Genomic DNA, 26,630 nt, shown 5'->3' with positions numbered 1-26,630 from the left:
GCCGTAAATGTTACACGCCGTTGTGATCGCAACGTGATGGTTAAACGTAAACTAGGCAACGAAGTCAGTGAAATACGGACACAATCACGCTCAGTCTAACTCTGAGTGTTAAGGGATAGGGAAGCACATGAGTCAAACCAGTTCCCAGGATATGACCCGCGCGGAGTGGGAAGAATGTATGAACCGCGTCAAACAACGTGACAAGCGCGCATTTGCACAGGTTTTTACTCACTTTTCACCGCGGTTAAAGCAGTTTGCTTACAAGCACATTGGCAACGAACAGGTGGCGCTAGAAATGGTGCAGGAAACGTTGACGACGGTATGGCAGAAATCACATTTATTCGATGGTCGTAAAAGTTCATTATCGACCTGGATTTACACCATAGCCAGAAACCTGTGCTTTGATTTACTGCGTAAGCAGAAAGGGCGGGAATTGCACATTCATTCCGAAGATATCTGGCCCGCCGACTACTGTCCGCCAGACTTGGTGGAGCATTATGCGCCGGAGCATGACATGTTGAAAGAGCAAGTGGTCAAGTTTCTTGATTTGTTGCCCGAAGCGCAACAAGCCGTGGTGAGGGCGGTGTATTTAGAAGACCTGCCTCATCAGCAGGTGGCCGACATGTTCAATATTCCTCTCGGAACCGTGAAGTCCAGATTGCGTCTGGCCGTGGAAAAATTACGACACTCAATAGAAGCGGGGCAGTTATGAGTTATCATCCGGAACAACATCTTTTAGATGCGTATGCAGCTGGTTCAATCGATGCGGTTCATGGACTGGCAGTGGCGACGCACCTTGAGTCATGCAGTCGTTGCAGAGCGTTAGTTGCAGTCAAAGAGCGGGAATGCGCTCAGGCTGTAATGAACGGGCCGGCAACGCTGGTGGCCAACGGCAGTGAGGAATTTGCCGGAATGTTCGAGGCCATCGTGGCTTTGGATCCTATTCAACCCAAAGCGGTGCAAGCGCCGCCAACAGCTGTGTTAGAAGTGAACGGTAAGCAATTTCGTCTGCCCGGTACGCTGAGCAAGCATGTTCGACAGATTGGTGAGTGGCGCAGTTATGGCGGTAAGGTGTACAGCGCGGCCATGGATTTGGGCGAGGACAATGTGCGGGTCAATCTGATGTACATCGCTGAAGATGTCCACATCCCGCAACACACGCACAAGGGGCTGGAGTCCACTTTAGTGCTGCACGGCGGCTTTAGTGACGAAGACGGACATTACGAAGCTGGCGATTTCATGACCCGTGACGCGTCGGTTCGTCACAGCCCGTTTACACGTACCGGGGAAGATTGCCTGTGTATGACGGTGCTGACCGAGCCTATGCTCTTCACTCAGGGTGTCGCGAGGATCTTCAATTTATTTGGCAAGGGGCTTTACCCATAACATGATGAAAAAGGGATGCAGAGCATCCCTTTTTTTATCGTTTAAGGCTGGTCTAATTCTCGTCGTGACGATGCGCTTTATTGAGTAAATCGGTGAAATAGTGGCGCAGCGAATACAACATGATCAGGCTTGGGATCACCATCAGGGCCGTGAGCACAAAAAACAGTGACCAGTTATTGAGATAATCGGCCAGTTCGCCGCTGAAAGACGCCAGAGTGGTGCGTCCAAAGTTGCCCAGTGATGCCAGCAGAGCGTATTGTGTCGCGGAGAACGCTTGTCCGGTCAGCACCGTCAGGAAAGACACAAACGCTACGGTTGAGAAGGCCGTGGTAAAGTTATCGACGAAGATAGTCGCCAAGAACAACTGCTCATTAGGACCGACTTCGGCAATCCAGGCAAACATCAGGTTACTTGCAGCCATTGCTGTGCCACCGATCATCAACCCTTTCACGATGCCGAAACGGACATTGACCATACTGCCGATCAGCGTAAACAGCATGGTGGCGCCCCAACCGATCAGTTTGGAGTAATAACCTATCTGTTCATTGCTGAAACCGACCTCTTTATAAAAAGCAATCGACATGCGGCCAAGAAACGCTTCCCCAATTTTAAACAGGAAGACGAACAATAAAATGGTGATTGCGACCCGGGTGCCATTGCGCCGGAAAAAGTCCATAAACGGTTCCAGCACGGTTACCGTCAGCCAGGCGACAACACGAGATCCGACCAGGGCATTGTGGCGCTCTTCCGCCTGCGCCTGAAGTTGTTCCCGCTGGGTAATTGGTTCGCCAACCAGCAGAGTAAACAACATCAACAGGCCGACGATCAAGGCCATGCCGTAGTACACCCCGTTCCAGCCTATCGAGTCAGCGTTGATAAAAGCCACATAACCCGGCAGAGAATAACCGGTCCACCAACCGATCACTGCCATAGCCGATGCCTGTGGCAGTTTACTGGCTTGCGACTTAGGAAAAGTATCAATCCGGAAGGCATCAATGGCGATATCCTGAGTGGCCGATGCAATTGCGATTCCCAGAGCCAGCATCGACGTCAGAACAATTTGAGTGGCAGGATTGACGCCGGCGATCAGTAGAGTGCACACCAATACGACCATCTGACACAACAGTACCCAGCTTCTGCGTTGTCCCAGTGCCTTGTGCAATATTGGCAGTTTTACCCTATCCACCAAGGGAGCCCAAAGGAAGTTAATCGCATAGACAGCAAAGACACTGCCAAAATAGCCGATTGCGGCGCGTGTCATTCCTGCGTCTTTCAGCCAGCCTGTCATATTGGAGCCGATAAGGACCCAGGGAAAGCCACTGGAACATCCCAGCATAAACACCCACAACAAGCGTTTATCCAGGTAACTGCGGACCGTACCCATCCAGGTAAGTGAAGACGAATCTGATGACATAAAACTCGGAGTCCTGCTAAATGGTGAGAAAGGCTCTGAGCAGGAGCGCTCAGAGCCGGAATGGATTATTTAATCAGAGTGGCTTTGGTGATCACGATCGGTGTAACGGGAACATCCTGCATCCGGCCGGAAGAGCGAGTCGGTTGCTGAGCCATTTTCTCGACGACATCAAAACCTTGGGTGACTTCACCAAAGACCGCGTAGCCAGGTGGGCGCTGCGCGTAGTCGAGGAAATCGTTGTCGACCAGATTGATGAAAAACTGGCGGGTGGCCGAGTTTGGATCATTAGTACGGGCCATCGCCAGCGTAGCACGATCATTTTTCAGACCATTCGATGCTTCATTTTTTATCGGCGCGTAGGTTGGCAGGCGATTCATTTCTTGGTCAAAGCCGCCGCCCTGAGCCATAAATCCCGGGATAATACGATGAAACTGACTGCCTACGTAGCTGCCATCTTCAACATATTTAACGAAGTTCGCGACCGTTACCGGCGCTTTCTCCTGATTGAGTTCAACCGTAAATGAGCCCAGGGTGGTATCAAACTCCACCTTAGGCCCGGCGAACGCACCGCAACTGATCAGAGCCAGTGTAGTGGCAACCCATTGTCTCAGCATTAAAAACGCTCCTGCATGTATTGTTTGAGTTCTCGGTCGTTAGAGATCTCTTTCAGCACTAAGTTCACGGTATCGTTAAGAACGGTTTCAATTTCCTGGTTGGAGGCGCTCAATGTACCGGAACGCTGTGCCGTGCCTGTATACGTCTTGACCAGTTTGCCCTGAGGGGTCTCTGCGGTGACTTCCAGCACGACTTTGGCATCCATGTCGTTCGACATGACCGAGTGCTTGACGTTCACCAGCGCTTCCTGGATTTCGATCTCAATGACGTTTTCGCTGTTCACTGATGTTCTGAAACCTTGTGAAGCCAGTTGGTCCGCCAGAGCCGTTTCTACGGCGATCCGCACATTCTGCTTCGAATGAATCGGTTCGATGTGTGAACGGCCACTGTCGACCAGTGCCACGTATTGAGCGGAGCGCACGTCTTTGCTCGACAGGTTATAGGTGGCGCCTTTCACGAGGTCACTGTTGCTCAGCGTGGCTTTTGGCAAAAAGTTGATTTGTTCCTGTTGAGGAGCAGCACAAGCGGTGAGAAGGGCCATTGACGCTGCCAGAACCAGTTTTCTCATGGATATATCCTTTTTATTCACGATTTAGTTGCCTGTAAAATAACAAATTTATTATTGGCTGCCACGGTTTTTACCTGAGCTCGGCCAAACAATCTCGTTAACTTACCATCGTAGCCGAGGTGGCGATTGCCGATCACCAATAATTGGCCACCTTGTGTGAGAACATGCTTTGCATCACAGAACATTTGCCAGGCGATGTGGTCGGTGATCGCCAGTTGTTGATGAAATGGCGGATTACACACGACCAGTGAAGCGGAGGCAGGAGCAAACCCGTCCAGACAGTTGTTTGCGAAGCACTCGACATGACGTTCCGGGCCAAGGTTGTCCAAGAGGTTTTGCTGGGCAGAGGCCACGGCCATAAAACTCTCATCGACGCAGACCAGGCGTGCATTCGGGTTCAACTGCCCCAGTTTGACTGACAGCACGCCATTGCCACAGCCTAGGTCAATGATACGTTCCAGTTTGTCGTCTTTTGGCAGGTGCTTCAGCATGAAGCGTGCGCCCAGATCGAGATTTTCTCCCGAATAGACGTTCGCGCGGTTTTTAAGCTGAATTGACTCGCCTTCGACAGCCCACGTGATGTCTTGTTCTACGGCAGGGCAGTGCTCTGCATTGGCTTGGGAGAACACCAGGCGATGTTTTTTCCAGGCCAGAGACGTTGTCGTTTGTCCCAGGTGCTGCTCAAACAGCTTCAATGTGGAAGTATGAATTTCCCGTGCTTTATTCACGCCAATGATCGGCACATGGTCCGGCAGAGCCTGGCGGAGCTGACGCAACTGCCATACCAGATGGCGATTACTTTTGGGGATTTGCATCAACACCAGATCGGCGTCGGCAGGAATGGCATCCATGCTGGTGGCGAATGTCACGGTTCCACTCTGATTGGCCGTCAGGTTTTGTTGTGTGGCCTGATGCGCAATGAAAGAATCGCTCATCATAGTGACGCGATAATGTTGCGCGAACCAGCAGGATAGAGCGCCGAAATGGTCGTTCAGAATAACGATGTGGTGGCCGGCTGGCAGAGCCAATGCCTCGACATGTTGGATCAGGTATTCGTCGCCGGCGTCCCAGGCTTGTAGGGTTTCGTTGGCTCGCTTTGGAAAGCGGTGCAGGGTTAATGTCCGCTCGAAAAGCGAAAGTTCAGTTTTCATAGTTGCTGTGGCAGATTTTTGCTTTGACGCTATTGTCGCAAATGGCAATCCATCAGGAAACTAAAACCTTCCTATCCCGTTTAGGCGGAGGTAAAATGTTGTTCAGTAACCGACGCAATCCGTCGTTCCATTGATACCCTGAATGGGTAAGTCAGGAAGAAATATGATCCAACAAGCTATTGAATCTAAAATCCATAATGCGCTTAACCCGGATTATCTGCGGGTTGATAATGAGAGTTACATGCATAACGTCCCGCCTGGCTCTGAAAGTCATTTTAAAGTGGTGGTGGTCAGCAGTGCGTTTGAAGGCCAGCGACTTTTGGCAAGACACCGCCAGATTAATGAACTTTTGGCCGAAGAGTTGGCTGGCAGTGTGCACGCGTTGTCGATGCATACTTACACGCCTGAAGAGTGGAAAGCGCAGCAAGAAAGTGCGCCAGACAGCCCGATGTGTATGGGCGGCGATAAGCGTTAATCAACAAGGAGCGTCAGCTCCTTTTTTGTCCATTGATTTGTTAACAGAGTGACAACAAATTAATGAAATGAAACGTTTATTTACGTTTGTTTCATCTTGTGAATGCATGAATACCCCTAAAGTGGGTGTGATATTTTAGGTTTGTGCGTCGCTTCAAAGTTATGACTATTCTTTAGCCTTTTAAACTCAATTCCTTGGAAATATCGCGTCGAATCCATTTATTGGTCATGGCATCAAGTTCCCAAAAAATGCTAAACTATCGCACCTGATAAATCTCGCGTATTTTCTGTGACGAGGTTTTTAATAGGATGTTGCGATTTTGGCGTTTGAAACGATGCCAAAACCGGACACTGATGTCGTGTCTAAAAGTTACGCAATCAAAAGAATCTTTTTCCCGATAAAAGTAGTGCAAGTGCGTATGATTACAATAAAGAAGGGTTTGGATCTTCCTATCGCAGGAACTCCATCCCAGGTGATTAATGATGGCAAAGCCATCACTAAAGTCGCCTTGCTTGGCGAAGAGTACGTTGGCATGCGTCCTACTATGCATGTTCGCGTAGGCGATGAAGTGAAAAAAGCCCAAGTTCTTTTTGAAGACAAGAAGAACCCAGGTGTGAAGTTTACTTCTCCAGCAAGCGGTAAAGTGATCGAAGTTAACCGTGGCGCAAAACGTGTCCTTCAATCCGTAGTGATCGAAGTGGCAGGTGATGAGCAGGTAACATTCGATAAGTTTGAAGCCAGCCAACTGGCCGGTCTGGATCGCGAAGCGATTAAGACTCAGCTGGTCGACTCTGGTCTGTGGACCGCTTTACGTACTCGTCCTTTCAGCAAGGTTCCGGCAATCGAGTCTTCAACTCAGGCAATCTTCGTTACGGCAATGGATACCAATCCACTGGCAGCGAATCCTGAACTCATCATCAACGAACAGTCAGAGGCGTTTGTCGCTGGTCTGGACATTCTGTCGGCATTGACAGAAGGCAAGGTTTACGTTTGTAAGAAAGGCAACAGCCTACCTCGCTCTTCACAGTCAAATGTTGAAGAACATGTTTTTGATGGCCCTCACCCTGCAGGTCTTGCAGGCACACACATGCATTACCTGTTCCCGGTTAATGCAGACAATGTTGCGTGGAGCATCAACTATCAGGACGTTATCGCTGTCGGTAAATTGTTCCTGACGGGTGAGTTGCACGCCGAGCGTGTTGTGTCTCTGGCTGGTCCGGTTGTCAATAACCCTCGTCTGGTTCGTACCCTGATTGGTGCGAGTCTGGAAGAGCTGACAGATAATGAACTGATGCCTGGCGAAGTTCGTATTATCTCTGGTTCTGTACTGAGTGGTGTAAAAGCAACGGGTCCTCATGCTTACCTGGGGCGTTACCACGTTCAGGTTTCTGTTCTTCGCGAAGGTCGTGACAAAGAGCTGCTTGGCTGGGCAATGCCTGGTAAAAACAAGTTCTCTGTAACCCGTGCTTACCTGGGTCACCTGTTCAAAGGTCAGTTGTTCAATATGACAACGTCGACCAATGGTAGTGACCGCTCAATGGTTCCAATTGGCAACTACGAACGTGTGATGCCACTGGATATGGAACCTACTTTGCTACTTCGTGATCTATGTGCCGGCGATTCAGACAGTGCTCAACGTCTGGGTGCTCTGGAACTGGATGAAGAAGATCTGGCATTGTGCACCTTTGTATGTCCTGGCAAATACGAGTACGGTCAACTGCTGCGTGAATGCCTGGATAAGATTGAGAAGGAAGGGTAATTTTCATGGGCCTTAAAAAGTTTCTTGAAGACATTGAGCACCATTTTGAACCAGGCGGCAAACACGAGAAGTGGTTTGCGCTGTACGAAGCCGTTGCAACGGTTTTCTATACGCCAGGTCTGGTTACAAAACGCAGCTCACACGTTCGTGATAGCGTTGACCTGAAACGTATCATGATCATGGTTTGGTTCGCGGTATTCCCGGCAATGTTCTGGGGTATGTACAACGCGGGTGGCCAAGCGATTGCAGCACTGACTCACCTGCACTCAGGTCAGGATCTGGCTGATGTGATCAACGGCAACTGGCACTACTGGCTGACCGAAATGCTGGGCGGAGCCATTTCTGCCGATGCAGGTTGGGGCAGCAAGATGTTGCTGGGTGCCACATACTTCCTGCCGATCTACGCGACGGTGTTTATCGTTGGTGGTTTCTGGGAAGTTCTGTTCTGTATGGTGCGCAAGCACGAAGTCAACGAAGGTTTCTTCGTCACTTCGATCCTGTTCGCTCTGATCGTTCCACCAACACTGCCACTCTGGCAAGCAGCACTGGGTATTACCTTCGGTGTGGTTGTTGCAAAAGAGATCTTCGGCGGTACGGGACGTAACTTCCTTAACCCTGCTCTGGCAGGTCGTGCCTTCCTGTTCTTCGCATACCCTGCGCAGATTTCAGGCGATACGGTCTGGACTGCGGCTGACGGCTTCTCTGGCGCAACTGCGCTAAGCCAATGGGCACAAGGTGGCAGCGGCGCTCTGATCAACACAGTCACAGGTTCTCCAATCACTTGGATGGATGCGTTTATCGGTAACATCCCAGGTTCGATTGGTGAAGTGTCTACACTGGCTCTGTTGATTGGTGCAGCGTTAATCGTCTACATGGGCATCGCTTCATGGCGCATTATTGCGGGTGTGATGATCGGTATGATCGTGGCTTCAACGTTGTTTAACGTTGTGGGCTCTGACACCAACCCGATGTTCGGTATGCTGTGGTACTGGCACCTGGTGCTGGGTGGTTTTGCGTTCGGTATGCTGTTTATGGCAACGGACCCGGTTTCAGCGTCGTTCACTAACAAAGGTAAGTGGGCTTATGGCGCCTTGATCGGTGCAATGTGTGTCATGATTCGTGTGGTTAACCCAGCGTACCCAGAGGGTATGATGCTGGCGATTCTGTTCGCGAACCTGTTTGCACCTCTGTTCGATCATGTGGTTATTGAAAAGAACATCAAACGGAGACTAGCGCGCTATGGCAAGTAATAACGATAGCATTAAAAAGACGCTGTTTGTTGTTATCGCATTGAGCTTGGTGTGCTCAATCATCGTATCGACAGCGGCGGTAGGTCTGCGTAGCCAACAGAAAGCTAACGCAGTTCTGGATAAGCAAAGCAAGATCGTTGATGTTGCGGGTATCCAAGCCGACGGTAAGAGCGTACCTGAACTATTCGCTGAGTATATTGAACCTCGTCTGGTTGATTTCAAAACTGGCGAGTTCGTTGAAAAAGCGGAAGACGGTTCAACGGCAGCAAACTACGATCAACGTAGTGCATCTAAGAATCCAGCAACGTCGGTGAAACTGGCTGCGGATGAAGACGAAGCGAAAATCATTCGTCGTGCTGACACCGGTATTGTTTACCTGGTGAAAAACGGTGAACAGGTGTCTCGCGTAATCATTCCGGTACACGGTAATGGTCTATGGTCAATGATGTACGCATTTGTGGCAGTAGAAACCGACGGTAACACAGTTGCCGGTATCACTTACTACGAACAGGGTGAAACTCCTGGACTGGGTGGTGAAGTGGAAAATCCGACCTGGACAGCACAATGGGTCGGCAAGAAGCTCTTCGACGAGAACCACAAACCGGCTATCAAAGTCGTTAAAGGTGGTGCTCCTCAAGGTTCTGAGCACGGTGTTGACGGCCTGTCTGGTGCAACACTGACCAGTAACGGCGTACAACACACATTTGACTTCTGGTTAGGTGACATGGGCTTTGGTCCATTCCTAGCAAAAGTTCGTGACGGAGGTCTGAACTAATGGCTAGTGCACAAAACATTAAAAAGAGCATTCTGGCGCCGGTGTTGGATAACAACCCGATTGCGCTGCAGGTTCTTGGTGTATGTTCTGCTCTTGCAGTAACCACAAAACTGGAGACAGCGTTTGTAATGACTCTGGCGGTAACGTTTGTAACTGCTCTGTCTAACTTCTCTGTTTCTCTGATCCGTCACCACATTCCAAACAGCGTGCGTATCATCGTTCAGATGGCGATCATCGCATCACTGGTTATCGTGGTAGACCAAATCCTGAAAGCTTACTTATACGATATCTCTAAACAGCTATCGGTATTCGTAGGTCTGATCATTACTAACTGTATCGTAATGGGCCGTGCAGAAGCATTCGCAATGAAATCTGCACCGATTCCATCGCTGATCGACGGTATTGGAAACGGTCTGGGTTACGGTTTTGTTCTGATCACTGTCGGCTTCTTCCGTGAACTGCTGGGCAGCGGCAAACTGTTCGGTATGGAAGTGCTTCCACTGGTGAACAATGGTGGTTGGTATCAGCCAAACGGCCTGATGCTTCTGGCACCATCTGCATTCTTCCTGATCGGCTTCCTAATCTGGGTCATCCGTGTGTTCAAACCAGAACAAGTAGAAGCGAAGGAGTAAGGTTGTCATGGAACATTACATTAGCCTGCTAGTTAAATCGATTTTCATCGAAAACATGGCTTTGTCTTTCTTCCTGGGTATGTGTACTTTCCTGGCCGTATCTAAGAAAGTTAAGACAGCATTTGGCCTGGGTGTTGCGGTTGTGGTGGTTCTGACCATCGCGGTACCGGTAAACAACCTGGTTTACAACCTGGTGTTGAAAGAAAATGCGTTAGTTGAAGGTGTGGACCTCAGTTTCCTGAACTTCATCACGTTCATCGGTGTTATCGCCGCATTGGTACAGATTCTGGAGATGGTGCTTGACCGTTTCTTCCCGCCTCTGTACAACGCGCTGGGCATCTTCCTGCCGCTGATCACAGTTAACTGTGCGATCTTCGGTGGTGTGTCTTTCATGGTACAGCGTGACTATAACTTTGCTGAATCTGTCGTGTACGGTTTCGGCTCTGGTATGGGTTGGATGCTGGCAATCGTTGCTCTTGCAGGTATCCGTGAGAAGATGAAGTACTCAGACGTTCCTCCAGGTCTGCGTGGTCTAGGTATCACGTTCATCACTGTAGGTCTTATGGCGTTAGGCTTCATGTCTTTCTCTGGTGTTCAACTGTAAGTTGGGTAAACCGCAACAATTAAGGAATAGTCAATGGACATTATTCTTGGTGTCGTGATGTTTACTCTGATCGTACTGGCGCTAGTACTGGTGATTCTGTTCGCCAAGTCGAAGCTGGTACCAACAGGTGACATTACAATTTCTGTGAACGGTGATGCTGATAAAGCGATCGTTACACAACCAGGTGGCAAGCTACTGAGTGCACTGGCCGGTGCTGGCGTATTCGTATCTTCTGCTTGTGGTGGCGGTGGCTCATGTGGCCAGTGTCGCGTAAAAATTAAATCTGGTGGTGGTGACATTCTGCCGACCGAACTGGATCACATCACTAAAGGTGAAGCGCGTGAAGGTGAGCGTCTGGCGTGTCAGGTGGCAGTGAAAACTGACATGGACATCGAGCTTCCAGAAGAAATCTTTGGTGTTAAGAAGTGGGAATGTACCGTTATCTCTAACGATAACAAGGCAACATTCATCAAAGAGCTCAAGCTGCAAATTCCAGATGGCGAGTCAGTACCTTTCCGTGCTGGTGGTTACATCCAGATTGAAGCGCCGGCTCACCACGTGAAATACGCGGATTACGATATTCCTGAGGAATACCGTGAGGACTGGGAGAAGTTCAACCTGTTCCGCTACGAGTCAAAAGTGAACGAAGAAACGATCCGTGCTTACTCAATGGCGAACTACCCAGAAGAGCACGGCATCATCATGCTGAACGTGCGTATCGCGACTCCGCCGCCAAACAATCCAAACGTTGCACCTGGCATCATGTCATCGTACATCTGGTCTCTGAAAGAAGGCGACAAGTGTACAATCTCAGGTCCGTTTGGTGAGTTCTTCGCGAAAGATACGGATGCAGAGATGGTCTTCATCGGTGGTGGTGCGGGTATGGCGCCAATGCGTTCGCACATTTTCGACCAACTGAAGCGTCTGCATTCTAAGCGTAAGATGTCTTTCTGGTATGGTGCGCGCTCTAAGCGTGAAATGTTCTACGTCGAAGATTTCGATGGCCTGGCGGCTGAGAATGACAACTTCGTATGGCATTGTGCTCTGTCTGATCCACTTCCAGAAGATAACTGGGATGGTTACACCGGCTTCATTCATAACGTTCTGTACGAGAACTACCTGCGTGATCACGAAGTACCGGAAGACTGTGAATACTACATGTGTGGTCCACCTATGATGAACGCAGCCGTGATAGGCATGCTGAAAGATCTGGGCGTGGAAGACGAAAACATCCTGCTGGATGATTTCGGTGGCTAATTAGCCCCACCGTGACAGCATCAATGGCTGACCATGTAAATGGTCAGCCATTTTTCGTGCCAGATGCTGAACAAGCAATAACGGCAGCTGTTTTTTGTGGTGAAGATTGGTTATTAACGGCAGTCTCACGACAAAAAACAATGAGTGTGAGTTTAGGAGTAACAATGAAACATCTCTTCATGCGAGTAATGGCTCTGATGGCCATTGTCTTATCCTTGGCGGGTTGTGGTGACAAACGCGAACAGGTACACCTGAGTGGCAGTACCATGGGAACCTATTACTCGATTAAGTACATTACTCAACCGGGCTTACCCGTGTCAGCGGATGTACAGGCAGAGATCGATAAACGACTGGAGCTGGTCAATGATCAGATGTCGACCTATCGTCCGGACTCTGAGCTGAGCCGTTTTAACCAGCACAAGAGTAGCGAACCCTTCCAGGTGTCGGCTGCAACCGCCAAAGTGGTGCGTGAAGCACTGCGCATTTCTGAATTGTCGAAAGGCGCGTATGACGTCACGGTAGGACCATTGGTGAATTTGTGGAGCTTTGGCCCAGAAGCGCGTCCGGAGCAGACGCCAAGTGAGCAGGATCTGGCTGAACGCCGCGCGGAGATCGGTTACCAGAATCTGTCGGTGACGGACGACAACAAACTGGTCAAACAAATCCCGGGTCTGTATGTGGACCTGTCGTCGATTGCCAAAGGTTATGGTGTAGATGTTGTTGCCGAGTATCTGCAGGAGCTGGGCGTTGTCGACTACATGGTTGATGTCGGGGGCGAATTGCGCGTCAAAGGGACTAACCTGGAAAATGTCGGTTGGCGCATCGCCATTGAGAAACCGTTGTCCAACGAGCGTGCCGTACAGGATATCATCCAGGTTGGTGATAATGGGATTGCCACATCCGGGGACTATCGTAACTACTTCGAAGAAAACGGCGTACGTTATTCACATTTGATTAATCCACGTACTGGAAAGCCGATCGCAAACCACGTAGTATCGGTAACCGTGATCAGCCCACAGAGCATGACGGCCGATGCGTATGCAACCACTTTCTCTGTAATGGGCGAAGAAGAATCGATTGCTCTGGCAAACAAAGAAAAACTTCCGGTACTGCTGATTGTCAAAACTGAAGATGGCTTTAAAGAGTACGCTTCTGACACGTTTGCGCAGTACGTGACGAAGAAAAACTAATGACACTGAGGTAGCTAATGGCGGTTTATCTGACAACATTTGCCGTATTCCTGATGGTCATCGCAGCGATGGCCGTAGGATACATCTTCCAGAAAAAAGTCGTACGCGGCAGCTGCGGTGGTTTAGGTGCCGTCGGTATCGAGAAGGTTTGTAACTGCCCTGAGCCTTGCGACGCGCGCAAAAAACGCGAAGCCCGTGAGGCGGTTCGAGCAGAAAAGCTGGCTGCGTGGGAAAAAGACCGCATCGCCTGATCTGGATGGTATACACACTAGCCCGGTATTGACCGGGCTTTTTTATGCCTGCCGGACGGACAACCGGCTGACTACACATCTCTGACGGCTTAGTGTTATACTGTTTTTGTATACAGTATTAAGCAGAGGCTCAGGTGGAAAAAACAGCACGTAAAATCATCCATATTGATATGGACTGTTTTTTTGCCGCGGTAGAAATGCGCGATAACCCTCATTATCGCAACCGGCCTCTGGCGGTTGGGGGGCACGAAAAGCAGCGCGGTGTGATCAGCACCTGTAACTATGAGGCTCGGCGTTTTGGTGTTCGTTCTGCGATGCCGACTGCGCGGGCGCTCAAACTCTGCCCTCAGTTACTGGTGGTGCCTGGGCGTATGGAGGTCTACAAACAGGTCTCGGCACATATTCGGGCGATCTTTGCCCGCTACACCGATAAAATAGAGCCCTTATCTTTGGATGAAGCCTTCCTGGATGTCAGTGAGTGCTCGCTTTGTCACGGATCAGCGACGTTGATTGCGGAAGCTATCCGTCAAGATATCTGGACCGAGCTGCAATTGACGGCCTCGGCCGGGGTTGCGCCGATTAAGTTTCTGGCCAAGGTAGCCTCGGATCTCAACAAACCCAACGGCCAGACGGTCATTCCGCCGGATCAGGTTCAGCAAGTGGTGGACAAACTGCCCCTCGAAAAAATACCGGGTGTTGGCAAAGTGACGCTGGAAAAACTGCATGCGGCGGGTTACTACCTGTGTGAAGACATCAAGCAGGCTGACTATCGTGAGCTGCTGCGGCGATTTGGGCGTCTCGGTCAGTCGTTGTGGAAGCGTAGCCATGGCATTGACGATCGCGAGGTGGTGGTGGCGCGTGAACGGAAGTCGGTCGGTGTTGAGCGGACGTTTGCCGAGAACATCGTCAGTTACGATCAGTGCTGGCAGGTCATTGAAGAAAAGCTGTTTCCCGAACTGGAGAGGCGTCTGGAGAAAGTCAGTCCGGAGAAGCTGATCAGCAAGCAGGGGATCAAACTTAAGTTTGCCGATTTTCAGTTAACGACCATTGAGCATACCCATAACCGACTCGAACGGGAGTATTTCAAAGTACTGCTGCGCGATATCCTCAAGCGGCAGCAGGGACGTGAAATTCGCCTGCTCGGTCTGAGCGTGATGCTCAGACCCGAGCTCCAGACTAAGCAACTGAGCTTTTTTGAATAGCGGCGCAGACGTCTCGAAACGGAGCGTTTTCCAGCTTGCCAAACCCAGCCATTTTATTGGCTTTGACACGACTGCTGAGCGGCGTGGCGATACCGCATAAATAACGAGCTTGTGCTTCGACTGACAAAGGCGTGTCACTGGCCGTGATAAACGGTTGCAACCATGCACGCAACTGGGTGGCGTCGAGTGCATCCGTGGCGACCCGGGGCAGTTGTGCTGGTTGCCCACGGCAAACGGAGCAGTGACCGCATTGTTGCGGGGCATTGTGATCGGCAAAGTATTCTGCCAAGCGGTGACTCAGGCAGCGATCCGACTCAAAAAAGTGGAGTAACTGATGTAAGCGCTCGATTTCGTGCTGCTCTTTGGTTTGAAACAACTGGTGCATGTTGGCGCAGAGTTGCATGATGTCCTGAGAGCGATCCGTCACCTGATAGACGTCCGTGATCTGTTTGCTTTCGAGTTCGATCCACCCCTGTTCGTGAAAATAGTCCAGTGCCGCGATGGCGCGCTGACGATCGCCCTGATACTGCATCCACAGCGCTTCAAAATCGAGTTGACACCAGACTCTCGCTTGAGTCGCTGACGCAAACACTGCTTGAGTAAACTGACGTCGCTCGCCTTCAAAGCGCTGAATGATGGCCTCTTTGTCAATGAGAAACTTAAACCGATACTCGGCAAAATAGCTGTACTTGGGTTCTATCACGCCGGCCAGTTCCAGATAAACCAGTAAGGTTTTCAACGGCAGTTGGCGAATATTGGCGTCGCGAGACAGGCGCAGCAGCACCACTTCCCAGTTATCTTGTTGCTGATAGATCTGCTCAATGACGAAACGAATCGCCACTAAATCCGGAGTATCACCGAAGACGAAATTTTCCAGAACATGCAGGGCGTTTTGATTGGCCAATAACAAACAGCGCGACGGCTGGCCATCACGACCGGCCCGGCCAATCTCTTGCGAATAGTTTTCGATTGATTTGGGCAGATCAAAATGGATTACCCGGCGGATGTCCGCTTTGTCGACGCCCATACCGAAAGCAATGGTCGCCACAATGCAGGCTATGTCGCTGCGCATAAAACGTTGCTGGAGGCGTTCACGGACATCGGCTTTCAGCCCAGCGTGATAGGCTTCAACCTCGATCCCCGATTGTCGCAACGACTCAGCCAGTTGTTCGGCGCTGTTTTGGAGTGTGACGTAAATAATGGTGGCTGCCTGTGGATCCGCTTCCAGGGTCTGCAGCAGGGCTGGAAACTTATGCTCTTCTTGGCAGGGCTGAATGGTCAGATCCAGATTGGAACGATAGAAGCCAGTCACGATAATGTTATCAGGGCTGAGAGCAAATTTGCGCTGCATGTCCGTAATGACGTCTTGGGTCGCGGTGGCGGTCAGCAACAGTACCTGAGGAATGTTGAGCATCTGTTGGTAGTGAGGCAGTTTGAGGTAGTCCGGACGAAAGTTGTGCCCCCATTCGGAAATGCAGTGAGCTTCGTCCACCACCAGCAGTGAGATGGGGACTTGTGAGATAAATTGACGAAAGCGCTCATTCTTCAGGCGCTCGACAGAAATCATCAGGATCTTAGTGTCGCCGTTTCGCACCGATTGCATCACCTGCTGAGTGGTTTGGCGATCCTGAGAGGAGTCGATTGAAGCGGCGGCAATTCCTTTGCTGTGCAAAAAGGCCAGTTGATCTTTCATCAGCGCGAGTAAAGGGGAGATAACCAGGGTCAGGTGCGGCAGTTCCAGAGCCGGGAGCTGGTAGCAGAGCGATTTGCCTGAGCCGGTCGGAAAAATGGCTGCTGCAGACTGACCGCGCATGATCGTATTGATGACTTGCTCTTGTCCTGGCCTTAGCTGCTCAAAGCCGAATACCCGTTTTAACGTCTGTTGAATCATTGCTTATTCCGTTCCATCTTTGCCTTGCTCTCCATACTACCTGATTCTATGCTGTAGCTCCTTAGAGATTGCACCTGAAAAGTATGAATAAATCCGATCTTCAGCAAAAAATAGTGGCCCAGTTGGAAGAGCAACTGCAGGTGGCCCGCTCTGCGACGCAGCGCGCGATTGACGCCGCAACGGACGAGGAAACCGTACCTGAACATAAATACGATACGCTGGCACTCGAAGCCGCGTACCTGGCGCATGGCCAGGCCATGCGGGTGCAAGCTTGTGAAGAGGAATTGCGTCAGTTTCGCCAATTGTGCCTGCGTAACTGTGATGATGGTAAGATCACCATGAGTGCGTATGTAGAGCTTGAGGATGAGGCCGGCCGTATCAGCCGCTTCTTCATCGGACCGTGTGCTGGTGGACTGGAAGTTGAGTGGCAGGGCGAACCCGTCAAAGTGATGACGCCTCAAGCGCCATTGGGGAAAGCCTTGTACGGTGCTTATCAGGGTGATGATATCGAGTTTCGTATGGGAGAGGACACGATTGGTTACCAAGTCGTGACGGTATCCTGACACGATATTTATTGATATTTGCTATGGTTTCGGAAAACACCACCGCAGGGAATGTTATGAAGAAGTTGATGTTAATCGGCGCCTTGCTCGTCAGTCACAGTACAATGGCGGCGCAGTGCCGGGTCGATATAAAAAACGAGATTCATCTGGACGGCGATAAAGTCGAGATCCATCAAGCCAGTGGTGATAAGGCTGTGTTGGAAAAAGACGCACTGCAAATCGATGGTCAGTGGATCGCATTGAGTCCGGAGCAGAAGGCGGCGATCAACCGTTACCGCGAAAGCATGAGTGCTTACCTGCCAAAAGCTCAGCAACTGGCGAGTGAGGGCATGGAGCTGGCCAACAGCATCATCGATGATATTGCGGTCAGTCTGGATGCGCCCAATTCATTTGATAACGTCAAAGCGTCGATGCAGCGCTTTTTTGCCGATGTACAGGCGCGGTACTACAAAGACGGTGATTTGATCATTCCGGCGGAAACGTTTGAGCAAATGAGCGCAGAGTGGGCGCGGGATTTTGAACGTGCGAAGCAAGTCTTTAATGACGAGTTCATTACCAGCGCATTTAATGCCATGTCCGGCAAGATGAAAGAAGACGGTGGGTTGAACCTGACCGAACTGGCGGACAACATGAATGCCCTTAAGGCCAAGGTGGAGTCGAAAGTCAGAGAGCATTCGGCCACGTTGGAGAAGCAGGGACAAGAGTTCTGTGATTCACTGGATGATATGGCCAGTCAGGAACAGTCACTGCATGAAAAAGTTCCCGAGTTAAAGAATTATCAGGTATTCAGCATCTGATAAATATCAGATAAAAGAGCGCCGCATGGCGCTCTTTTTCTTTGTCGAGCGTGTTACTGCGCGTTATTCATCTGCGTCAATTTGTCTCCGACGGGTCCGGAGAAATTGTAACCGTCATGGTGATCCCAGTTGATCGACCAGGTCATGACACCAGCGTAATTCGGGTAGTTGAATGCCGGTGTGAGCGTATCGCACTGGGTGCCTTTTGTCAGGCAGTCGAGCGCATCCAGAATGTTCTGAGTCGGGGCTTGACCCGAGTTCGCAGAGCTTGGACCGGATGGTAAGCCTATGGCGACCTGATCATCACGCAGTGGAGCGAAGAAGCTACCGTCTGCCAGCTCAAAGCCTTCGATCAGCATTTTTGATTGTGCCACCATCATATCGACCGATCCTTCCGGCGCACTGCCCGCCATATACGGATTGGGCAAACCGCCATTGTTGTACAACTGAACATGCAGCAAATCGAGCGTATCACGAACTTGATCGATCACCGGAATGTATGCGCCCCAGATGCCACTGTAAGCGACAAAGCCGCCCTGAACGTATGGGTGCTCTGGCGCCATCGTCAGGTACATATCACCACCGATGTTCTGCTCAATCTGCAACAGCGCACGACCCAGTCGGGCCTGAATCTGAGAGCCATGAACCAGATTTGAGCCACTTTCCAGATCCACGTCCAGACCATCAAATCCCCACTCTTGAATAATCTGAGTCAGGCTGCTGACAAAATGCGCTTCATCTTCATCGGTATTGAGCGTAATAGTGCCTTCCGCTCCCCCGAGTGACAGGACAAACTTTTTGCCTTTAGCCTGAAGCGCGGCCATCTGCTGCTTGAACTGAGCAGGATTGAGCGCCGGACAACTGCTGTGGATATCTCCTGAGTACAAGTTAAAGTGGACCGTGCCGGTGCTGTTGCGATCATTTTCGGCGAAGGCGATGTCGATAACATCCCAGGCTTCCGACATGTCAGCCAAAGGCATAGGGCAGCCAGCTCCGTTAACGAAGTTATGCCAGTAACCGATCAGTTTGTGTTTTTTCTCGACTTGCGTCACCACTTTGACCGACGCCGCGTCGGACAAACTGTGCTGCCCGCTGTTGTCGATCGCTTCGGCGGCAATGGTGTAGTCGCCGACAGCGCCCGGTGTCCAGCTGTACTGATACGGCGCACTGGTGTCGGTGCCTACGACAGCGCCGTTGACGACAAAGTCCACCTGACGGATGCTGCCTGTCAGTGATGTGGCATCGGCACTTAAGGTGGTGGCTTTACCTAACGCCAGGTTCTGGCCAGAAGCGGGAGAGGTCAGCGCGACCACTAAATCCTGATCGCTGACGGTCACTGTGACGCTGCTTTCTGCGCGGTTACCTTCATTGTCGGTCGCCACTGCTTTGAGCGTGTTGGAGCCTAATGTTGTCGCCGACCAGCCGGTACGATAAGGCGGCTGAGCCAGACTACCCAATGACTGGCTGTTGGCAAAAAACTCGACCTTGCTAATGCTGCCGTCACTGTCGCTGGCGTCAGCATTGAGCGTGACGTTGCTGCCGGCGAGAAAAACCTGACCTTGGGCCGGGCTGGTTAATGTCACGCTCGGCGGCGCGGAGCAGGCGCCTTGAGCACTCCAGGCTTCTTGCCAGTATTCACCTTTGCCCGGTTCATACGCCCACGCAGAAGACGATGAGCACCAGCCAGCAATGTCACAGCGGTATTTTTGATTGCTGTTCTGTACCAGTTCACCGGCAGAGTAACTGGTGCCTGCGCTGTATAACGGCAGACCGGCGCAGCCACCGTTTCCGGCACCGGCGATGGTGAGGTTGACACTTTTGCTGCTGGTGGATTGTTGATCATTGTCCGTCACACGGGCGCTGAAGGTGTGTTCTCCCGCCTGAGCTGCCCAGTGGTATTGGTAAGGTGGTGAGGTCACGGTCGCAACGGGCACGCCATCGATCAGGAACGTGACATCAATGATGCTGCCGTCACTGTCACTGGCCTCGGCACTGAGAGTCAGTGAGCTGCCTTCGTTGACGGATTCGCTGCCGCTAGGGCTGGTCAGTGAGATTGTCGGCGGGATCAGGTCTCCAGACGGCGTCACTTGGATGGTGGTGCTTTGCGTCGTTGTGGCACCCTGATTGTCAGTAGCGACAATTGTCACCTGTTGAGCGCCCAGGGTGGCTGTCCAGCTCGTCTGATACGGCGCTTGAGTGACGGTGGCGACGGTCTGACCGTCAATTTGAAAATCGACCTGACTGATACTGCCGTCGCTGTCTTCGGCACTGGCTTGCAGCGTGATAGTACTGCCTTGTGGAATTTGCGCGTTATTGACCGGGGAGGTGAGCGACACTTGCGGGGCCTGATTATCACTCTGATCACATGGCCCCAGAGCTTGCCACTCCTGCCAGTCACCAGAGTGGGCCAGCGGATCATCCCCGGCAGTCCAGTAGTTGGCGCGAAACGCCTGAGCGGATCTCTGTACTTCGTCGCCCGATGTATAAGTGCTTTGTGAGTCCCATTCCGCCAACGGATCGCACTGGTAGGCCAGCGCAGGGGCGCTGAGCCCAATCGCTGTCAGGATAGCCGTCCTGAGTAGAGGTGAACGCATCGTTTTCTCCTTATCTGTTTCGAGGTTCAAGACCTTTAACTAATAAGTCAGAAAGCGACCGTGTCATTGTAATACTATGATAAATTTATAAATTCTCGCCTGATCTCACGAGTATTGTCTGTTTGATATGCAAGTTGCAGTGCGGCTTCGGCGCACTTCACGAAATCATATTGATGGCTGATACCCGGGGTATCACCTCTGTGTATTGATAATTTTACAGTTTGAGAACAAAGCAATTGCCCTGAGTCCGGTCAAATGCTGAGCAATGAGCTTGTGAACGAAGCGTGAGTACCATATTGTACTAGTCAGCTAGTTTATTGGTACGTGTGAGTAGTATGGCACCTCAACAATCTTCTTCCGCTCCGCGTGAACATTTTGGTTCGCGGATGGGCTTTATTCTTGCAGCGGCGGGTGCGGCTGTCGGGCTTGGTAATATCTGGGGGTTTCCCACGCAGGCCGCCAGCAATGGTGGTGGCGCCTTTCTGCTGGTGTACCTGGTTCTGATCCTCATTGTGGCGTTTCCGATGCTGGTCGTTGAGATGGCAATAGGCCGCTCTGGCCAGGCGAACCCGGTCGACAGCATGCGTTCGCTGACGTCGAATCCGCTGGGTAAGAAGCTGGGGGGATTGGTCGGCTGGATTGGCCTCAGTGTTCCGAGCGCTGTGCTGGCGTTTTACAGTATCGTCGGTGGCTGGTTGATCTGTTTCATGTTGGGCGCGGTGACGGACATTTTGGGGCTGGACACCCTCACGGCTTGGTTGAAGGGCTTCAGTATTGAGCGCAACCTGTTTGGTACTATCACGTTTTATGTGCTGACTATACTGATTGTTCAGGGCGGAGTGAAGCAAGGCATTGAGAAATGGTCCACACGCCTGATGCCGGCTCTGTTTGTCCTGTTTGCGGTTCTGTTTGTCTACATCATGACCCAAAGCGGCGCAATGGAAGGTCTGCAGCATTATCTGCTGCCTGACTTTAACAAGATCTGGGACCGGAAGCTGATTCTGGCTGCCATGGGACAAGGATTTTTTTCGTTGACCATCGGCGGTTGTTCGATGCTGATTTATGGTTCTTATCTGAGTAAAAAAGAGAACTTGCCTAAGATGGCCATGAACGTCACTCTGGTGGACACCGCAGTGGCATTTATTGCCGGATTGGTGGTGATGCCTGCGATGTTTGTCGCGATGAACAAAGGTGTGCAGATCTATGCTGAAGATGGCTCACTGCTCAGTTCAGACACCTTGGTTTTCACGGTGTTGCCGCTGATGTTCGACAGTTTGGGCTTGCTGGGACAAGTTTTCTCCGTGGTGTTTTTTGTGTTACTGACGATAGCCGCGTTGACCTCATCCATTTCGATGCTGGAGTGTCCGGTCGCGTTGGTCAGTGAACGCTTTAATACCAAGCGCAGCGCCACCAGTTGGGTACTTGGGGGACTGATTGCCTTGTTCAGTACGGTGATCGTGTATCACTTTGCAGAGCTGTTCGGCCTGGTAGCGACCGTTGCCACGCAATACCTGCAGCCGATGGCCGCGTTGCTGTTCTGTTTATTTGGTGGTTGGGTCTGGAGCCGCAATGCTAAGGTCAAGGAACTGGAGCAGGGCTATCCGGAGTTTACGCAGGGCTGGTTTGGTAAGTTGTGGCCCGTGTACGTGAAATTCGTTTGTCCACTGCTGGTGGCGACGGTTATCTGGGCTTCGTTTGGTTAATAGCGAGATTACGCCCCCAAAAAAGCCCGCACGAGATTGCGGGCTTTTTTAGCTTAAGAGGCCGAGTTGGGCGGCGTCATTTGACCGGTGGTCAAAGGCTCAGCATCAAGCTCCACCACTTCACCGATAAACTCACCTACGGCTTGTTCGACTTCTTCGTCGTCTTCTGTGAAGTACGCCAGGTGGAAAATCGCGTCTCCTTCATTGACCAGAGGCAAGGTTTGCTGACCGATGACCACACCGCCTTTATTGGCTTTCAGGACGATTTCATCATGCCCCAGCGGCGCACTGATGTAAGCTAGGATCTGACCACGTTCAACCCGTTCGCCTAAGGTGACCAGTGTACGCAAAATGCCGTCGCTTTCGGCCCGCAACCAACTGGTTGACTTGGCAATCACCGGGGTGGGCAGCTTTTTACGGCTTGCTCTGAGCATGCCGATGGTCTGCATGACCCGTTGAATACCAATGAAACCGGCATTAATGCAGATCGGTTCAAAACGCAGCGCTTCGCCTGCTTCATAAGTCAGCACCGGGATGCCTTGCAGTTCGGCTTCACTGCGCAACGAGCCGTTACGCAGTGGCGCATCGACAATCACCGGCGTGGCGAACGCCTTGGCGATACGCATGGTCTCCGGGTTGCTCAGGTCGGCACGGATCTGCGGCAGGTTAGTGCGGTGGATCGCGCCGGTATGCAGATCAATGATGTAATCACAGCGCTCAGCCACCTGAGAATAAAACGTATGCGCCATACGTGAGGCCAATGAGCCTTTGTTGCTGCCCGGAAAGCAGCGGTTGAGATCGCGGCGGTCCGGCAGATAACGTGACTTATGGATGAAACCAAACACATTCACGATCGGCACGGCGATGAGCGTGCCTTTCAGTTTGGTGGCGTCAATGGTGTTGATCAACTGACGTACGATTTCTACGCCATTGAGTTCGTCGCCATGTATGGCGGCATTGACCATCAGGACCGGGCCGCTAAAACGGCCATTGATCACTTCTACCGGTATGGACAATGGGGAGTGGGTATACAGCTTGGCCGCTTCCAGTTCGAACGCTTTGCGTTCGCCCGGAAGAATGGTTTCGCCTTGAAATTCAAATACGTTATTGCGCTTAGCCTTTGCCACGAGTTCTTGTCCTTCTGCTTGCTGCATTTTTCTCGATGAACTCAACAATCATACCAGCGATGTCTTTTCCGGTGGCTTTTTCGATACCTTCGAGACCCGGTGAAGAGTTCACTTCCATGACCAGTGGCCCGCGTTCTGAACGCAGCAGATCGACACCAGCCACATTCAGCCCCATGATCTTCGCAGCTTCGACTGCAGTGCGTCGTTCAGTTGGCGTGATTTTGACCAGCGATGCGCTGCCGCCACGGTGCAGATTCGAGCGGAACTCGCCCTCTGCGCCTTGACGTTTCATCGCTGCAATCACTTTATCACCAAGCACAAAGCAGCGTATATCGGCACCGCCCGCTTCTTTGATGTATTCCTGCACCATAATGTTGGCTTTCAGGCCCAAAAAGGCTTCGACCACACTCTCGGCCGCTTTACGGGTTTCCGCCAGTACCACGCCGATGCCTTGCGTACCTTCCAGCAGTTTGATCACGACAGGCGCACCGCCGACCATGTCGAGCAAGTCTTTAACGTCATCCGGTTTACTGGCAAAGCCAGTGATTGGCATGCCAATCCCTTTGCGTGACAGCAGCTGCATTGAGCGCAGTTTGTCTCGGGAACGCGTGATGGCAACCGATTCGTTTACCGGGTAAACGCCCATCATTTCAAACTGACGCAATACGGCTGCGCCATAGAAGGTTACCGAGGCACCGATACGGGGAATGATCGCGTTGAAACCGGACAACTCTTCCCCTTTAAAGTGGATCTCCGGTTTGTCCGAATTGATATTCATGTAACAACGCAACGCGTCGATGACCTTAACTTCGTGTCCTCGTTCTTTACAGGCCTCGATCAGGCGTCGGGTTGAGTAAAGGCGAGCATTACGTGACAGAATACCAATTTTCATTGTGGTAGCTCCTCAAATGGGATTAAAAACGATTGTACCGGATCAACAATGATACGATTGTGCATGGCGGTACGGCCCAGCAACATGCGAAACGCCATGTTTTCACGGTTAGTCAGAGTAATTTCGATTGGCCAGGTTTCTCCGCCCAGGCTCATGACGGTTTGAATAACGTAGCGCTTTTCTTCATGTCCGCCGGAGTCGCGTACCACGCGCTCGTCGATGACTTTGGCTTCGCAAATCACCTCTTCGTGCGCGTCGTGCTGTTTCGGATGAAGCCAGAAGCGCACCCACGTGGTGTTGTCCTGAATAAAGCTTTCGACTTTAAATGCGTGCAAGCAAGATGTTCTGGCGCCAGTATCAATTTTGGCGTTAATTTGATTAATACCAAGCTCCGGCAGGCTGAGCGTTTCACGCCAACCAACGAGTAGTTTTTCTTTCATCGCAGTAACAATCATTGTCAGAGAGAATTTCAGATATCATCCGGGATGGAGACATCCACGACATTACACGGGGTAATCGCTTGAAGAGGACAAGATGGTTTGTCCATAGGCGCTTCAAGGGGGCGGACTGTAACAACCAGTTACAGCTGTGACTAACGAAAATAAGTGACCGTGACGATAAAAAATATTTATCCTTTCAGCGGTCGGGGGCGGCGTGTGAATATCGACGGAATACACCATATTTATCAGTTTGCTATAACACATAACATATTGTATCAAGTATGGTTTTACGCAAAGCTGCCGTTAAAGTTATTTACTTCAAACTATAGTCTAGGTGGGCGCGATTACAACCTGATTGGATGGGAGTTTGTGAGAAAAAAGCCGGCAGAGAGCCGGCTCTCTATTAGGGGATTAGGCTTTTTCCGGAATGTTTTCCAACAGCGCAACCATTTGTTCCCAGTACAGGGCTACGGTGTCGATCTTGACTTTTTCGTCCGGTGAGTGTGGGAACTTGATGGTTGGCCCGAATGACACCATGTCCATGTTCGGATACGGCTCTTTGAACAAACCACATTCCAGGCCGGCATGAATCACCATAATGTTCGGTTTGTGGCCGTAGATGCCTTCGTACATGTCGCGGAAAATTGCCATGATTTGTGAGTCAGCATCTGGTTTCCAACCTGGGTAGGCGCCAGAAAAAACGATTTCAGCCCCAGCCAGTTCAGCAACCGAAGACAACATGCTTTCAACCTGATGGCGTCCTGAATCAATCAGCGAGCGAACCAGACACAGCACACTGATGCTGCTGGCTTGTGTAGTCACGACACCGACATTCAAAGAGGTTTCCACTACCCCTTCGATCTCATCACTCATGCGGATCACCCCATTCGGGCAAGCATTGAGCGCGGCAATAATGCGTTGCTGATCTTGGCGGGACAGAGACGTCTGATCGGTGGTGACGGGAACATTAAAAGTAACAATGCCGGTTTCAATTTTACCCAGCTCGGTTTGTATCAGGGCTGTGTAGTGATCGAACAGCTTAGCCAGTCGACTTTCGTTATCTGCTGGCACGGCGATGGTCACGAAAGCTTCACGGGGAATGGCGTTGCGTAAACTACCACCACGAAATTCGATCAGGCGCAGGTCCAGCTCTTGGGCGTGGCCGGCCAGAAAACGTGCCAGCAGTTTATTGGCGTTTCCGCGACCAGTATGAATGTCGCAACCTGAGTGACCACCTTTCAATCCTTTTAGGGTCAACTGACGGGTGGTGTAACCGGCGGGCAGTGCTTCGCGTTCAATCGTAAACGTCATTTCACCGTCAATACCGCCAGCGCAGCCCATGTACACTTCGCCTTCCTGCTCGGAATCGGTATTGAGCAGTATTTCCCCTTCCAGCCAACCGGCTTCGAGACCAAATGCTCCGGTCATACCGGCTTCTTCATCGATGGTCAGTAAGACTTCCAGCGGACCGTGCTTAAGATCCTTTGCAGCCAGTACTGCGAGACAGGAAGCCATACCAATGCCGTTGTCAGCCCCTAACGTGGTGCCTTTGGCGGTGACCCATTCGCCATCAATGTAGGGTTGAATCGAATCCTGAGCAAAATCATGTTCCGTGTCTTCGTTTTTCTGCGGCACCATATCGATGTGTGCCTGCAAAATCACACCCTTTCGATTTTCCATGCCCGCGGTCGCTGGTTTCTTAATAAACACATTGCCCGTTGGGTCGCGACGTACGTCCAGGCCCTGGTTGGTTGCCCAATCAACAATGTATTGCGCCAGCGTTTCTTCATGTTTGGAAGGGTGAGGAATAGAACAGATCTTATCGAAAAACTGCCAAAGCAGGGCAGGTGACAAGTTACTGATTTCAGAATGGAATTCAGACACGGATGACTCCTTAAGGTGTGAATGTCCAGATCTTATGTTGGATAAGGCTCGATACGACAGAGCAAATCACTGGATCTGGTGAGCGAGACTGAGGCGACAGCATACCACTGTCTTTAAATAGCGAGTAGTCACTCAAGCCAGGAAATCGCTCGCGGTGGTCACATTTCTGGCGTTCATTATTACTGACATCATAATGTCATATGCTTTTGG

General features: G+C 51.2%; 25 protein-coding genes. 15 read left to right on the top strand and 10 right to left on the bottom strand.

Annotated elements, in window-relative coordinates; genetic code table 11:
* The first annotated feature begins 127 nt into the window (after positions 1-127).
* Positions 128-712, top strand: a complete 585-nt coding sequence (locus CAG65_RS16430) for an RNA polymerase sigma factor (protein WP_161447402.1) — start codon at positions 128-130, stop codon at positions 710-712.
* Positions 709-1,386, top strand: coding sequence for a ChrR family anti-sigma-E factor (locus CAG65_RS16425; RefSeq protein WP_161454323.1), 678 nt, complete (start codon positions 709-711; stop codon positions 1,384-1,386). Before CAG65_RS16430 ends, CAG65_RS16425 begins: the two co-directional genes overlap by 4 nt.
* Before the next feature lie 52 nt (positions 1,387-1,438).
* On the opposite strand, the gene CAG65_RS16420 is transcribed toward CAG65_RS16425, so the two are convergent.
* From CAG65_RS16420 to CAG65_RS16405, 4 genes are all read right to left on the bottom strand, one after another.
* Entirely contained in the window at positions 1,439-2,800 is a 1,362-nt protein-coding gene (locus CAG65_RS16420) for an AmpG family muropeptide MFS transporter (protein ID WP_161454322.1), read from the bottom strand.
* 65 nt (positions 2,801-2,865) lie between these two features.
* On the bottom strand, positions 2,866-3,414 hold the full coding sequence (locus CAG65_RS16415) for a peptidylprolyl isomerase (protein ID WP_161454321.1): 549 nt from the start codon (positions 3,412-3,414) through the stop codon (positions 2,866-2,868).
* Complete coding sequence (locus CAG65_RS16410; RefSeq protein ID WP_021705883.1) at positions 3,414-3,983, bottom strand: YajG family lipoprotein; 570 nt, start codon at positions 3,981-3,983, stop codon at positions 3,414-3,416. The genes CAG65_RS16415 and CAG65_RS16410 overlap by 1 nt, the downstream gene beginning before the upstream one ends.
* Before the next feature lie 17 nt (positions 3,984-4,000).
* Positions 4,001-5,134 (bottom strand): methyltransferase, encoded by a 1,134-nt coding sequence (locus tag CAG65_RS16405; protein WP_161454320.1) that lies wholly within the window; start codon positions 5,132-5,134, stop codon positions 4,001-4,003.
* Between the two features lie 163 nt (positions 5,135-5,297).
* On the opposite strand from CAG65_RS16405, the gene bolA reads away from it, so the two are divergent.
* The 10 genes from bolA (at position 5,298) to dinB (ending at position 14,529) form a co-directional block, all read left to right on the top strand.
* The gene (bolA, locus tag CAG65_RS16400) at positions 5,298-5,609 is read left to right on the top strand and encodes a transcriptional regulator BolA (RefSeq protein WP_021705881.1); all 312 of its coding nucleotides are present in this window, start codon (positions 5,298-5,300) and stop codon (positions 5,607-5,609) included.
* Positions 5,610-6,027: 418 nt separating this feature from the next.
* Positions 6,028-7,368 (top strand): Na(+)-translocating NADH-quinone reductase subunit A, encoded by a 1,341-nt coding sequence (locus CAG65_RS16395; RefSeq protein WP_040902775.1) that lies wholly within the window; start codon positions 6,028-6,030, stop codon positions 7,366-7,368.
* 5 nt (positions 7,369-7,373) lie between these two features.
* Positions 7,374-8,618: an NADH:ubiquinone reductase (Na(+)-transporting) subunit B gene (locus CAG65_RS16390; protein WP_021705879.1), complete on the top strand. Its 1,245-nt coding sequence runs from the start codon at positions 7,374-7,376 to the stop codon at positions 8,616-8,618.
* Positions 8,608-9,393 (top strand): Na(+)-translocating NADH-quinone reductase subunit C, encoded by a 786-nt coding sequence (locus CAG65_RS16385; protein WP_021705878.1) that lies wholly within the window; start codon positions 8,608-8,610, stop codon positions 9,391-9,393. The genes CAG65_RS16390 and CAG65_RS16385 overlap by 11 nt, the downstream gene beginning before the upstream one ends.
* The gene (locus tag CAG65_RS16380; protein ID WP_021705877.1) at positions 9,393-10,025 is read left to right on the top strand and encodes an NADH:ubiquinone reductase (Na(+)-transporting) subunit D; all 633 of its coding nucleotides are present in this window, start codon (positions 9,393-9,395) and stop codon (positions 10,023-10,025) included. Before CAG65_RS16385 ends, CAG65_RS16380 begins: the two co-directional genes overlap by 1 nt.
* A gap of 7 nt (positions 10,026-10,032) precedes the next feature.
* On the top strand, positions 10,033-10,629 hold the full coding sequence (nqrE, locus tag CAG65_RS16375; protein ID WP_021705876.1) for an NADH:ubiquinone reductase (Na(+)-transporting) subunit E: 597 nt from the start codon (positions 10,033-10,035) through the stop codon (positions 10,627-10,629).
* 33 nt (positions 10,630-10,662) lie between these two features.
* Positions 10,663-11,886 (top strand): NADH:ubiquinone reductase (Na(+)-transporting) subunit F, encoded by a 1,224-nt coding sequence (gene nqrF, locus CAG65_RS16370; RefSeq protein WP_161454319.1) that lies wholly within the window; start codon positions 10,663-10,665, stop codon positions 11,884-11,886.
* A 164-nt stretch (positions 11,887-12,050) separates the two neighbouring features.
* Complete coding sequence (locus tag CAG65_RS16365; protein WP_021705874.1) at positions 12,051-13,076, top strand: FAD:protein FMN transferase; 1,026 nt, start codon at positions 12,051-12,053, stop codon at positions 13,074-13,076.
* 17 nt (positions 13,077-13,093) lie between these two features.
* Positions 13,094-13,327 carry a (Na+)-NQR maturation NqrM gene (gene nqrM / locus CAG65_RS16360; protein ID WP_021705873.1) on the top strand — a complete coding sequence of 78 codons (234 nt, stop codon included), beginning with the start codon at positions 13,094-13,096 and terminating at the stop codon, positions 13,325-13,327.
* A gap of 134 nt (positions 13,328-13,461) precedes the next feature.
* Positions 13,462-14,529 (top strand): DNA polymerase IV, encoded by a 1,068-nt coding sequence (gene dinB, locus CAG65_RS16355; protein ID WP_021705872.1) that lies wholly within the window; start codon positions 13,462-13,464, stop codon positions 14,527-14,529.
* Here dinB and CAG65_RS16350 read toward each other — a convergent pair.
* On the bottom strand, positions 14,504-16,420 hold the full coding sequence (locus CAG65_RS16350; protein WP_161454318.1) for a RecQ family ATP-dependent DNA helicase: 1,917 nt from the start codon (positions 16,418-16,420) through the stop codon (positions 14,504-14,506). The two genes, dinB and CAG65_RS16350, sit on opposite strands and share 26 nt — an antisense overlap.
* An 83-nt stretch (positions 16,421-16,503) precedes the next feature.
* Between CAG65_RS16350 and CAG65_RS16345 the strand changes: the two genes are divergently transcribed.
* Positions 16,504-16,983 (top strand): GreA/GreB family elongation factor, encoded by a 480-nt coding sequence (locus CAG65_RS16345; protein WP_161454317.1) that lies wholly within the window; start codon positions 16,504-16,506, stop codon positions 16,981-16,983.
* A gap of 56 nt (positions 16,984-17,039) precedes the next feature.
* On the top strand, positions 17,040-17,780 hold the full coding sequence (locus CAG65_RS16340) for a YggN family protein (RefSeq protein WP_040902762.1): 741 nt from the start codon (positions 17,040-17,042) through the stop codon (positions 17,778-17,780).
* A 53-nt stretch (positions 17,781-17,833) separates the two neighbouring features.
* Here the strand turns inward: CAG65_RS16340 and CAG65_RS16335 are convergent, their stop codons facing one another.
* Positions 17,834-20,374: an Ig-like domain-containing protein gene (locus tag CAG65_RS16335; protein WP_161454316.1), complete on the bottom strand. Its 2,541-nt coding sequence runs from the start codon at positions 20,372-20,374 to the stop codon at positions 17,834-17,836.
* 335 nt (positions 20,375-20,709) lie between these two features.
* Between CAG65_RS16335 and CAG65_RS16330 the strand changes: the two genes are divergently transcribed.
* Positions 20,710-22,077 carry a sodium-dependent transporter gene (locus CAG65_RS16330; RefSeq protein ID WP_161447385.1) on the top strand — a complete coding sequence of 456 codons (1,368 nt, stop codon included), beginning with the start codon at positions 20,710-20,712 and terminating at the stop codon, positions 22,075-22,077.
* A 53-nt stretch (positions 22,078-22,130) separates the two neighbouring features.
* Here CAG65_RS16330 and CAG65_RS16325 read toward each other — a convergent pair whose 3' ends face one another.
* The 4 genes from CAG65_RS16325 to CAG65_RS16310 all read right to left on the bottom strand — a co-directional run bounded on the left by CAG65_RS16325 (position 22,131) and on the right by CAG65_RS16310 (position 26,420).
* On the bottom strand, positions 22,131-23,231 hold the full coding sequence (locus tag CAG65_RS16325) for a succinylglutamate desuccinylase/aspartoacylase family protein (protein WP_161447383.1): 1,101 nt from the start codon (positions 23,229-23,231) through the stop codon (positions 22,131-22,133).
* A complete protein-coding gene (gene rimK, locus CAG65_RS16320) occupies positions 23,191-24,096 on the bottom strand; it encodes a 30S ribosomal protein S6--L-glutamate ligase (protein WP_021705865.1) in 906 nt (301 codons plus the stop codon). Before rimK ends, CAG65_RS16325 begins: the two co-directional genes overlap by 41 nt.
* Entirely contained in the window at positions 24,093-24,536 is a 444-nt protein-coding gene (locus CAG65_RS16315; RefSeq protein ID WP_021705864.1) for an ATP-dependent zinc protease family protein, read from the bottom strand. Before CAG65_RS16315 ends, rimK begins: the two co-directional genes overlap by 4 nt.
* A gap of 411 nt (positions 24,537-24,947) precedes the next feature.
* Positions 24,948-26,420 (bottom strand): beta-Ala-His dipeptidase, encoded by a 1,473-nt coding sequence (locus CAG65_RS16310; protein ID WP_161454315.1) that lies wholly within the window; start codon positions 26,418-26,420, stop codon positions 24,948-24,950.
* Positions 26,421-26,630 lie beyond the last annotated feature (210 nt).

This window comes from Vibrio sp. V39_P1S14PM300, from assembly GCF_009904765.1.
GTDB classification, from domain to species: domain Bacteria; phylum Pseudomonadota; class Gammaproteobacteria; order Enterobacterales; family Vibrionaceae; genus Vibrio; species Vibrio proteolyticus.
Note: the sequence above shows the minus strand (reverse complement) of the source record. Positions and strands in the feature narration are given on the sequence as shown.

Excerpts from the sequence above, each read along its gene's own strand:
- CAG65_RS16430 (WP_161447402.1), top strand. The coding sequence starts at position 128 with ATGAGTCAAACCAGTTCCCAGGATATGACCCGCGCGGAGTGGGAAGAA.
- CAG65_RS16425 (WP_161454323.1), top strand. The coding sequence starts at position 709 with ATGAGTTATCATCCGGAACAACATCTTTTAGATGCGTATGCAGCTGGT.
- CAG65_RS16420 (WP_161454322.1), bottom strand. The coding sequence starts at position 2,800 with ATGTCATCAGATTCGTCTTCACTTACCTGGATGGGTACGGTCCGCAGT.
- CAG65_RS16415 (WP_161454321.1), bottom strand. The coding sequence starts at position 3,414 with ATGCTGAGACAATGGGTTGCCACTACACTGGCTCTGATCAGTTGCGGT.
- CAG65_RS16410 (WP_021705883.1), bottom strand. The coding sequence starts at position 3,983 with ATGAGAAAACTGGTTCTGGCAGCGTCAATGGCCCTTCTCACCGCTTGT.
- CAG65_RS16405 (WP_161454320.1), bottom strand. The coding sequence starts at position 5,134 with ATGAAAACTGAACTTTCGCTTTTCGAGCGGACATTAACCCTGCACCGC.
- bolA (WP_021705881.1), top strand. The coding sequence starts at position 5,298 with ATGATCCAACAAGCTATTGAATCTAAAATCCATAATGCGCTTAACCCG.
- CAG65_RS16395 (WP_040902775.1), top strand. The coding sequence starts at position 6,028 with ATGATTACAATAAAGAAGGGTTTGGATCTTCCTATCGCAGGAACTCCA.
- CAG65_RS16390 (WP_021705879.1), top strand. The coding sequence starts at position 7,374 with ATGGGCCTTAAAAAGTTTCTTGAAGACATTGAGCACCATTTTGAACCA.
- CAG65_RS16385 (WP_021705878.1), top strand. The coding sequence starts at position 8,608 with ATGGCAAGTAATAACGATAGCATTAAAAAGACGCTGTTTGTTGTTATC.
- CAG65_RS16380 (WP_021705877.1), top strand. The coding sequence starts at position 9,393 with ATGGCTAGTGCACAAAACATTAAAAAGAGCATTCTGGCGCCGGTGTTG.
- nqrE (WP_021705876.1), top strand. The coding sequence starts at position 10,033 with ATGGAACATTACATTAGCCTGCTAGTTAAATCGATTTTCATCGAAAAC.
- nqrF (WP_161454319.1), top strand. The coding sequence starts at position 10,663 with ATGGACATTATTCTTGGTGTCGTGATGTTTACTCTGATCGTACTGGCG.
- CAG65_RS16365 (WP_021705874.1), top strand. The coding sequence starts at position 12,051 with ATGAAACATCTCTTCATGCGAGTAATGGCTCTGATGGCCATTGTCTTA.
- nqrM (WP_021705873.1), top strand. The coding sequence starts at position 13,094 with ATGGCGGTTTATCTGACAACATTTGCCGTATTCCTGATGGTCATCGCA.
- CAG65_RS16350 (WP_161454318.1), bottom strand. The coding sequence starts at position 16,420 with ATGATTCAACAGACGTTAAAACGGGTATTCGGCTTTGAGCAGCTAAGG.
- CAG65_RS16345 (WP_161454317.1), top strand. The coding sequence starts at position 16,504 with ATGAATAAATCCGATCTTCAGCAAAAAATAGTGGCCCAGTTGGAAGAG.
- CAG65_RS16340 (WP_040902762.1), top strand. The coding sequence starts at position 17,040 with ATGAAGAAGTTGATGTTAATCGGCGCCTTGCTCGTCAGTCACAGTACA.
- CAG65_RS16335 (WP_161454316.1), bottom strand. The coding sequence starts at position 20,374 with ATGCGTTCACCTCTACTCAGGACGGCTATCCTGACAGCGATTGGGCTC.
- CAG65_RS16330 (WP_161447385.1), top strand. The coding sequence starts at position 20,710 with ATGGCACCTCAACAATCTTCTTCCGCTCCGCGTGAACATTTTGGTTCG.
- CAG65_RS16325 (WP_161447383.1), bottom strand. The coding sequence starts at position 23,231 with ATGCAGCAAGCAGAAGGACAAGAACTCGTGGCAAAGGCTAAGCGCAAT.
- rimK (WP_021705865.1), bottom strand. The coding sequence starts at position 24,096 with ATGAAAATTGGTATTCTGTCACGTAATGCTCGCCTTTACTCAACCCGA.
- CAG65_RS16315 (WP_021705864.1), bottom strand. The coding sequence starts at position 24,536 with ATGAAAGAAAAACTACTCGTTGGTTGGCGTGAAACGCTCAGCCTGCCG.